This is a genomic window from Armatimonas sp., assembly GCF_964826245.1.
Genome location: NZ_CBAYMC010000192.1, coordinates 1 through 8,593, shown reverse-complemented (window position 1 = coordinate 8,593; position 8,593 = coordinate 1). Strand labels below are relative to the sequence as shown.

Here is an 8,593-nt window from a genome sequence, read left to right as displayed (position 1 = left end):
ACCTCCGTGGTGTCATCTCGCCTGCGGAGCGCAAGCAGAAGGTTCTGACACTCTGGACCGAAGCGACGACCCTGATCGGTGATGAGATTGTCAAGGCCATTGAGCCGTTCAACCCGATCTCGATCATCACCACCTCGGGTGCTCGTGGCTCTAAAAAGCAGATCTCCCAGCTCTCGGGAATGCGTGGTCTTATGGCGGACCCGTTTGGCAACATCATTGACACGCTTCCGGTAAAGTCGAACTTCCATGAAGGTCTGACGGTTCTTGAGGACTTCGTGACAACCCACGGAGCCCGCAAGGGACTGGCCGATACCGCGCTTCGCACCGCAGACGCCGGGTACTTGACCCGTCGCCTCGTGGATGTCGCCCAAGACGTGATTATCCGTGAGATTGACTGTGGCACGGAGAATGGAATCTTTGTCGGGGAAGTGCGTGACGGTAACGATGTGATCGAGATGCTCCATGAGCGTCTGCTAGGTCGCACGTCACTGGAAGACATTTTCTATCCTGAAGGGCATGAGAAGGCGGGTGAGCTGATCATTGCCAAGAACGAGATCTTCACGGCTGCGGTGTCCAAGCTTGTTGCAGACAGTGGTGTGAAGCGGGTCGGTCTTCGCTCGGTGCTCACCTGTGAGTCTCGTCAGGGAGTCTGTGCGACTTGTTATGGCAAGGACCTTGCAATCGGCAAGCTGGTGGAGATCGGGGTTGCGGTAGGAATTATCGCCGCTCAGTCCATTGGTGAGCCAGGAACGCAGCTCACGATGCGTACGTTCCACACCGGAGGCGTTGCGACCGCTCACTCTCTTACGGGAGTTGCGGGAACCAAGCGCCAGCGTACTCAGAACCTTCAGATGCTCTTCCAAGATCAGCAGAGTGGTCATATCTCTCTGGGAACCGAAGAGGGCAGCGAGCGCGAAAAAGCCCGTCAGGTGCAAGCGCTCCTGAAAGTGGCGGAGGAGCAGGTCGGTGGACTTCTGCGTGTTGTCGAGCTCTTCGAGGCACGAAAGCCCAAGGGCCAGGCGATCATCTCCGAGTTTGGTGGAACGGTTGCGGGCGTCCCGATGGAAGGTCTGCGTAAAGTCGTGATTCACTCGCCTCTCAAGGTGGGAGAAGACAACAAGCCCATGACCGGCCAGATCGTCGCCGTGCCGATCCTGAGCCCCTCCAATAACGAGGAGATCGTCCCCGTTGGTAAAGAGCTCGTGGACCGTGATATTCGCAAGATCCGCGAGGCAGGTATCGAGAGTATCTTGGTGCGCAAAGAGATCGTCGTGCCTTACCGTGGTGAGCTCAAGGTCAAGGAAGGTGATGTCATCGAGCCCGGTGACCGCCTGACCGATGGCCCGCTCGACCCGCAGAAAGTCCTGGGACTCCAGGGGCTGCGTGGGATCCAGGAGTACCTGGTGCGCGAGGTTCAGAAGGTCTACAAGCAGCAGGGTGTGGACATCAACGACAAGCATATCGAGGTGATCGTTCGCCAGATGCTCAAGAAGCGTAAGCTGGTGGAGCCTGGTCAAAGCCACTACTTAAATGGCCAGCTCGTGGATCGCTTTGATATTGAAGATGTCAACCGCAAGATCGAGAAAAGTGAGCAGGAGACGGGTGTTCCTGGTAAACCTGCGACGTCTATCCCGGTTCTTTTGGGAATCACGGAAGCCTCACTTGCCACCGAGTCGTTCTTATCGGCGGCGAGTTTCCAGAAGACCACTCGCGTTCTGACCGAGGCGGCGGTGCGTGGTAAGCGCGACAACCTGGTCGGCTTGAAGGAGAACGTCATTATTGGGCGTCTCATTCCTGCCGGTACCGGTCTGGCGCAGTACCGCGCCCTGGAAGTGACCAGTGCGGATGGCAGCGCCATTGGCCTGCTTGAGGTGCCTGACTCCCTGTTGGGTGGCGGTGCTCCTGCGCCGGTTGCGGTGCGTGGCCTCGACGATGCCCGCCAGCTTCTTGGAGGTGATCTCGGAGAGGCTCCCTCTGAGAGCACTGAGTAAGTGAGATAAGCGCCCCCGCTCCGGAACACCACCGGTAGCGGGGGCGTCTTTTTTTAGGAGAAAGGTTTAGAGATGATAGTTTCAACCATGACGATTGCCCTGGTGTTGGCAGTTGCCCCCCAAGGCAACAAAAAGCCTGCGGCCAAGCCCTCTGCCAAGCCTGCTGCGATGTCTTCCAGTGTGATCGCACGCTACAATGGGGTCAATATCACGGCATCGGATATTAAGAAACAGCTTAGTGGAACCCTGGCACGGCGTGTTGTCCCGGAGATGATTCAGAAGATCGTGATTGAGCAGGAAGCCAAAAAAGCGGGTGTTAGTGTCACGGCTTCTGAGCTTGCGGAGAAAGTCAAAGAAGAGAAGGCCAAGGTCGTAGCTCAGATGGCACAAAGTGGCAAGATGATGACCTTCGCGGAGATCACGCGTGAGTTTGGTCTAACGGATGCGGAAGTGACCCAGACCGTACGCCTAAACTTGCTTGCCCGAAAGTCTTTTGAAAAGTTCTTGATCAAGATCGTTCCTGGGCGTGAGGGACAGGGGCGCTTTGCTCATATTCTCCTGGCAACCCAGCCGCTGGGGCCGACGCCGGAGCAGGCAACCCCGATGACGCCGGAGCAGCTTAAGAAGAAAGAAGAAGATCAAAAAGTTCGTGTGGATCAGATTCTTGCGGATATCAAGGCTGGAAAGCTCAAGTTTGACGAGGCTGCTAAGCAGTTCTCCGACGATAAGGGAAGCGGTGCGATGGGAGGTGAGCTCCCGTGGGTCGGTAAGGGAGTCTTCGATCAAGACTTTGAGAAGGCGGCTTTTGCCCTTCAGAAGCCCGGCGATATTAGCCCCGTGATCAAGAGCCAGTTTGGCTGGCATATCATCAAGCTTCTCGAAAAAGGCTCTGATATCAGCGCCGCAGAGAAAGCTAAGTACAAAAAAGAGCAAGTTAATGCGAAGCTCAACGAGCCACAAGCCGTACAAAAGTGGCTCGGGGAGATGGCTCGCAATGCTAAGATCGAGTTCAACCCAAACGCCAAGCTATTTTAGTTCTGACGAAAAAAAGCCCCGGAGCAAAAACTCCGGGGTTTATTTCTTCTGTACTACTTGACGAACTTATCGGGGGTCTCGTTGAATTTTTTGATGCAGCCAGGGCAGCAGAAGTAGTAGGTCTTGCCTTTGTACTCCACTTTGCCCGCCGCTTTGGCTGCGCTTTCGATCTCTTCACCGGTCACGGCGCAGCTGACCTTGCCTGCCGGAGCCGCTGTCACCACTTCTTTGACGCCATCAAGCTCCTTGAGCTGCTTCTCCACACGCTCAATCGTCTTGAGCGCAGTGAGCTTTTGGCTGATTAGTCCTGCCTTGGTAACCGTCTTGGTCTTAGCGGCATCATCGAGCTTCTCGAACGCACCTTTGCAGTTGGCGCAGCAGAAAAGAACTTTTTTCCCGTTGAACTCAACCGACTCCGCCTTCCCAGGGGTCTTGAGAGCCTCGCCTTTCATGGCGCAGACTTGAACCACATTACGGCCTTGTCCCTGACCGGGACGCTGTGCGGGCTTGGGAGCGGCATCTTGTGCGAGGGCGACGGCGCCAACTCCGAAGGCAGCCAGGGCTGCGATAAACGTGAGCTTTGTCATTTTTGTCTTCCTTATGTTTGGTATAAACCCCACTATTGTACCCGACTCTGGTGGGGGATATAATCGGTTTTCAGACAATGATCCGAAGCCAGTTGTTCACTCGGGAAAAAGAAAAAGCGGGCATGCTGCTTGTTGAGGTACGTCTGGGGCGACGCACCAAAGTGCTTGCGCCGACACTGACTCCGGGTTGTTTGGTGGTGCTCGATCATCCTGACCTCGATGCTGTCGTGGCGCAGATGTTGGTACGTGCTCGGCCCTATGCGGTGATTAACTGCCAGCCGTTTGTGACCGGCCGCTATCCGAACCGTGGGCCGGGTGTGCTCCTGGACGCGGGGATTCCTCTCTACGAATCTCAAGAAAGAGATCTCTTTAGCGAGCTCAAAGAAGGGGAGCGGCTCACCCTCGCCGACTCTCGCTTGGCGCACCTGACCGCTCTCGTGCCCGCTTTACTGGAGCAACAGCTTGCTGCGGCTCGGCAAAATCTAGACACAGAGCTTCAGCGCTTTGCCCAGAACACTCTACAGTTCCTAGAAAAGCCTGAAGAGCGTGCGCTCTTACTGGAAACAGGCGAGCTCCCCGAGCTCAAGACCAATCTTGTGGGGAGGCATGTGCTCGTGGTGGTGCGCGGCGAGGGCTACGAACAGGATCTGGAGCGCCTGACCTTCTATCTGCGAGATCAGAAGCCGGTCATGATCGCCGTGGATGGGGCGGCAGATGCCCTGCTAGCCTTGGGGATTCGTCCTGCGATCATCTTGGGAGATATGGACTCCGTGAGCGATTCGGCGCTGCGCTGTGGGGCAGAAGTTCTCGTACACGCCTACCCCGATGGCCGTGCTCCTGGCAAAGAGCGGGTCGAAGCCCTGGGAGTCTCCTCCATTCTCTTTCCGATGGCGGGAACAAGTGAGGACGCGGCGCTGTTACTGGCCTATGAGAAAGGTGCTGACTTAATTGTCGCCGTCGGCACGCACTCGAATCTCGAAGACTTTTTAGATAAAGGCCGAGGAGGAATGGCGAGCACGTTTCTGGTGCGCCTGAAAGTCGGGAGTCGCTTGGTGGATGCGCGGGGGGTCTCGCGGCTCTACAGCAACCGACGCTCGTCGGTGCCGCTGCTTCTCATTCTGACGCTCTCGGCACTCTTTCCCGTGATCGTCTTAGCGGCGAGCACGCCGTGGGGCCAGAACGCCTGGGCACTCTTGATGCGCTCGCTCTTTCGGTAAATTTTATGAGCTATATTTTTGATCACGTCGCCCAAGTCGTCCCGGATATCGCCGAGGCGGTTGCCTGGTACGAAGCGCATGTCGGGGCCGTTGTACTCTACCAAGATGCGACTTGGGCCTTTGTCGAGGCTGGAGGCGCGCGGCTGGCCTTTGTGGTTAAAGACCAGCACCCCAATCACCTTGCCTGGCGGGTGTCTCTGGACGAGCTAGAGGCGCTGGCCCAGAGATACGGCAAGGAGATCAAGACCCACCGCGACAAAACCCGCTCGTTTTACTTAGAAGCGCCCGGCGGGACTCACATCGAGATCATCCACTGGCCATCCGCCGATTGAAATCGGCGTCTGTAATGGCGGGCGCGGAGCGCCATTCAAATGCCCCTGCGGGGCCGCCGCAAAGCCCGTGCCGGGCTGGAATATGGATAGCCCGGCACGGGCTTTGCAGCCGTAGGCTACTGTAGACGCCCTATTTTATGGGGCGGCTAAAGTCCAGACATTGTCGAAGAAGCCCGCTTCTAAGACTCCGCCCATTCCTTCGGTAAGAATCTTGGGGCCGAAGACGCACCAATCGGGGTAGGGGGTGCCAGACGTAAAGTAGGCAGCTCGCTCGGTGAGACGAAGGCCCGGAAGGCCCGTGCCGCCAATCGCGCCGACGAGCCCCATCGCCGAGTCTGGGCGCGGGTAGACAAAGAGGCAGGCAAGATCGGGCTGGCGTAGGGCCTTGTTGCCAACCGTGATCCCGTCACGGCGTACCTGAACCGGGCACTTCCCTAAAAGCTGCTTCCACAGCCGGTTCGTATCGGCGTTGCCGTAGAGAATCACGCTGCGGTCTTTTTCGCGCTTTGCGTCGAACTCTGTGTCGGGGAGCAGGTCTGGAGAAGCGTTGCCGCGATAGAGAAACTGCTCCGCATCGAAGCGGGCTTTGCCGTAGCTCCAGGCGTTCTCCTCGGGCGTGCCTGCGGTACCGTAGACCAGCACGAAGCGCTGGGTAAAGGCCTGCTTAAACGGCCCGGAGCGGCGTGCACTTTTCGCCGTACCCGGGAGCGCTTTGGGAGCAATCTGCCACTTCCCGCCGGTTTTCTCCAGCGTGAGCGTGCCCCCGCTAGGCTTGAGTGTCTGTCCGTCCAGCAGAACCTCGCGAACTCCTGTGAGGGCGATTGTCAGTCGCGCCGCGTTTTTAGTCGTGCCTACGACCTTGTTGCCCGAGCGCTGAAGCACGAACGACGAGACCTCCAGCGGTACTTCTTGTTGCTCCAGGGTTGCCCAAGCATTGGTGGCGCTGACGGCTGGGTTGACCGTGACAAGCGCGGCGGTTTCTGGAGACTCCTCGCGGCGACAGGCGGCAAAAAGACGGTTCATCGGGGGCCAGTCCACGCAGGCCGCACCGGGCGTTTTCTCGTCGTTGTCCCACCAGTGGCCCGCGCCGGGCTCCTCATGCCAGAGGACACGCGGGTGCTTGATCGCCTCGAGCTCCTTGCGCATTGTCCGCGCCTCAGTTACGGGGACATTGTCATCGGCATCGCCATGTACCACGTAGATTGCGGTCTGCTTCAGGTTCTCTTTGAAAAGAAGCGTGTCGTACTGATTGGCGGCGCGGCTAAAGGCGGCCGTGACAGGATTGGTGCTGGCGACCCGGTTGGCTCCCCCGTAGGTTCCAAAGCTGATCCAGCCCGCGCTGGGACCGATCACGGCAAACTGGCCAGGGAAAAGCGAGCCAATGGACCAGGTGCCATGCCCGCCCATTGAGTGACCGGTCAGATAGCGCTGCGCGGGGTCGTGTGGGTAGCGCTTCTGGGCATCGGCGAAGACCTCAAAAGCATCGAGGCGGCCCCAGTCTTCCCAGTCGAAGCCAAAGGGACGGCGATTGGTGGCGGCGGCGAGAGTCATCTGCTCTTTAGCCCCATATGCCTCTGCCTGGCCTTGTGCCTGGACGCTGGCCCCGTGAAGCGAGAGAACCAGCGCGTTGTCGGGAGCGGGTTTCTGCGCGGGATTGACGGCGTAGTACTGCACCGAGCCGTCTATCTGGCTAATAAACGTGCGCTTGTGTGTTAATGTTGGCTTGCGAATGCGTAGCTTAAAGCTGGCATTCGCTCCATCGGCTTCCAGCACCACCGGAAACTCTTCCCCGACGACTCCTTTGGGAACCATGATCTGAAACGCCGCCTTGCGCACGGAGAGTGGAGGCAGTGGCGGTATAGGTGTGGCATGGCCATTGGCAAAGAGCTTCAGCCCCCGCTGGGTCTTCTCACTCGCATTGACCACGACAACACTTGCCCAGAGCGGGCCGCTCTCACCAAGGACGATATCGGGCTGGGTTAGCTCTGCCGTGTTGATCGAGATTGGGGCTGTCACGGGAACTAGCCTGCCGGAAAAACGCCCTCGCCCCACAGGAAAGACAAGCTCGTTCTTGCCTGCCTTGAGCCGGACAGGGACTGCGATTCGATTGTCGCTATAGACATCCCCGATGCGTGGCTCGCCATTGACATAGGCCATGCTGTGCCCACTGGCGGCGAGGAGAAAGCTCTGAGGCGCACTTAGCTCGACCGTGAATCGTAGCATGCCAAGGCCCCGCCCCGAAAACTCCCCCGACTCGCTTGCCGTGATCGGCGACCAGGAAATGCTCTCCAAACCCTCACTCGAAACTATCTTTGCCTGGAGATTGTCTGCCGAAAACGCAAATCGCCCTCCACGCCCCCCGCTGGGCGCGGCGACTAAACCCTGACGAAACTCGATCACTGCTTGCTTCATGTCCCCTATTGTACCCGGCTTGGGTCTCGGGTACAGAGTATAATAGTGGTTGTGCCGATATCCCTGAAAACTGCTCTGGTTGCTTTGCTTGCCATTCTTGCATGCGCGGGAGGAATCGCCTTTAAGCCTTTTGGGATTGCGCTAGTGGTGGGGAGTGGTGCACTGCTTGTCTGCGCGACCCTGATCCGCCGCCCCATTGTCGGTTTCTGGCTGATGCTGATCTTCTTCCCGATCTTTCCCCTATTTCGATCCTGGGCTGAGCTGAACCTGCCTCTGGTGCTGATGGGGATTAAGTTTTGGCCCGATGCGCTACTGGGCTTAGTCTGGATTGGAATCGTGATGCAGGCGACTCTCCAGCGGCGGCGGCTAAAGCTCTACGGCGATGACTGGCCCGCGCTGGTGTGGATTATTGTGGTGGCCTATGGCTCCCTGATCGCCTTCAAGAACCAGCACCCGTTTGTCTTGCTCTTTGGCTGGCACTACGCCCTTCCGCCCGTCCTCGGCTATCTTGCTATCCGCCAGATTCGTCCCAGCGCCCGTGATGCCAGCCGGACGGTTCGTCTCTTGCTTATCACCTATGTCATCCTGACCCTCCTCTCCCTCGTGGACTTTTTGGTACACCCGGAGTTCATCGCCAAGCTTGCCGAGACAGCCCGGCCTGAGGTCTCGAAGTGGGCGATGAACGTGGACAGTGGGATTGGCAGTGCCGTGGAGTTCTGGAAGCGCTACGCTCGGATGCAGTCGCTGCTCTTTGAGGAGAATGTCTTTGGCTCGCTCTCGGCGTTTGTCTCGCTCTACTGCTTGAGCTGGTTTACCCTGAATCGCCGCGCAGTTGGGAGGTTTTTCTGGCTCTGGGCGCTGAGTACGGCGGCTCTGTTGCTGTCCGTCTCGCGCGGGAGTACCGTGGGCTGGGTGGTGGGGGTTATCGTGTTGCTGATCCTCTGGCGGCGCTACTCCTGGCGCTTGACCATGATGCTGAGCGCCGTGACCGTGCTCGCTGCGGGGGGGCTTCTCTTCCT

7 protein-coding genes are annotated in these 8,593 nt (G+C 58.2%); 5 read left to right on the top strand and 2 right to left on the bottom strand.

Going from position 1 to position 8,593, the window contains the following annotated elements:
- Both AC1XOS_RS16415 and AC1XOS_RS16410 read left to right on the top strand, forming a co-directional pair.
- A partial coding sequence (locus AC1XOS_RS16415; RefSeq protein WP_481963303.1) for a DNA-directed RNA polymerase subunit beta' occupies positions 1-1,991 on the top strand: 1,991 nt, incomplete at its 5' end.
- Positions 1,992-2,063: 72 nt separating this feature from the next.
- Positions 2,064-3,026, top strand: coding sequence for a peptidylprolyl isomerase (locus tag AC1XOS_RS16410; protein ID WP_481963302.1), 963 nt, complete (start codon positions 2,064-2,066; stop codon positions 3,024-3,026).
- A gap of 53 nt (positions 3,027-3,079) precedes the next feature.
- On the opposite strand, the gene AC1XOS_RS16405 is transcribed toward AC1XOS_RS16410, so the two are convergent.
- Entirely contained in the window at positions 3,080-3,613 is a 534-nt protein-coding gene (locus tag AC1XOS_RS16405) for a YHS domain-containing protein (protein ID WP_481963301.1), read from the bottom strand.
- Between the two features lie 77 nt (positions 3,614-3,690).
- Between AC1XOS_RS16405 and steA the strand changes: the two genes are divergently transcribed.
- Together steA and AC1XOS_RS16395 are read left to right on the top strand one after the other, a co-directional pair.
- Entirely contained in the window at positions 3,691-4,830 is a 1,140-nt protein-coding gene (steA, locus tag AC1XOS_RS16400) for a putative cytokinetic ring protein SteA (RefSeq protein WP_481963300.1), read from the top strand.
- A 5-nt stretch (positions 4,831-4,835) separates the two neighbouring features.
- Entirely contained in the window at positions 4,836-5,162 is a 327-nt protein-coding gene (locus AC1XOS_RS16395) for a VOC family protein (protein WP_481963299.1), read from the top strand.
- Between the two features lie 135 nt (positions 5,163-5,297).
- Here AC1XOS_RS16395 and AC1XOS_RS16390 read toward each other — a convergent pair whose 3' ends face one another.
- Positions 5,298-7,574, bottom strand: coding sequence for a carboxylesterase family protein (locus tag AC1XOS_RS16390; protein ID WP_481963298.1), 2,277 nt, complete (start codon positions 7,572-7,574; stop codon positions 5,298-5,300).
- A 51-nt stretch (positions 7,575-7,625) separates the two neighbouring features.
- Between AC1XOS_RS16390 and AC1XOS_RS16385 the strand changes: the two genes are divergently transcribed.
- A partial coding sequence (locus tag AC1XOS_RS16385; protein ID WP_481963297.1) for a hypothetical protein occupies positions 7,626-8,593 on the top strand: 968 nt, incomplete at its 3' end.

Coding starts and splice junctions, on each gene's coding strand:
- AC1XOS_RS16410 (WP_481963302.1), top strand. CDS start 2,064: ATGATAGTTTCAACCATGACGATTGCCCTGGTGTTGGCAGTTGCCCCC.
- steA (WP_481963300.1), top strand. CDS start 3,691: ATGATCCGAAGCCAGTTGTTCACTCGGGAAAAAGAAAAAGCGGGCATG.
- AC1XOS_RS16390 (WP_481963298.1), bottom strand. CDS start 7,574: ATGAAGCAAGCAGTGATCGAGTTTCGTCAGGGTTTAGTCGCCGCGCCC.
- AC1XOS_RS16405 (WP_481963301.1), bottom strand. CDS start 3,613: ATGACAAAGCTCACGTTTATCGCAGCCCTGGCTGCCTTCGGAGTTGGC.
- AC1XOS_RS16395 (WP_481963299.1), top strand. CDS start 4,836: ATGAGCTATATTTTTGATCACGTCGCCCAAGTCGTCCCGGATATCGCC.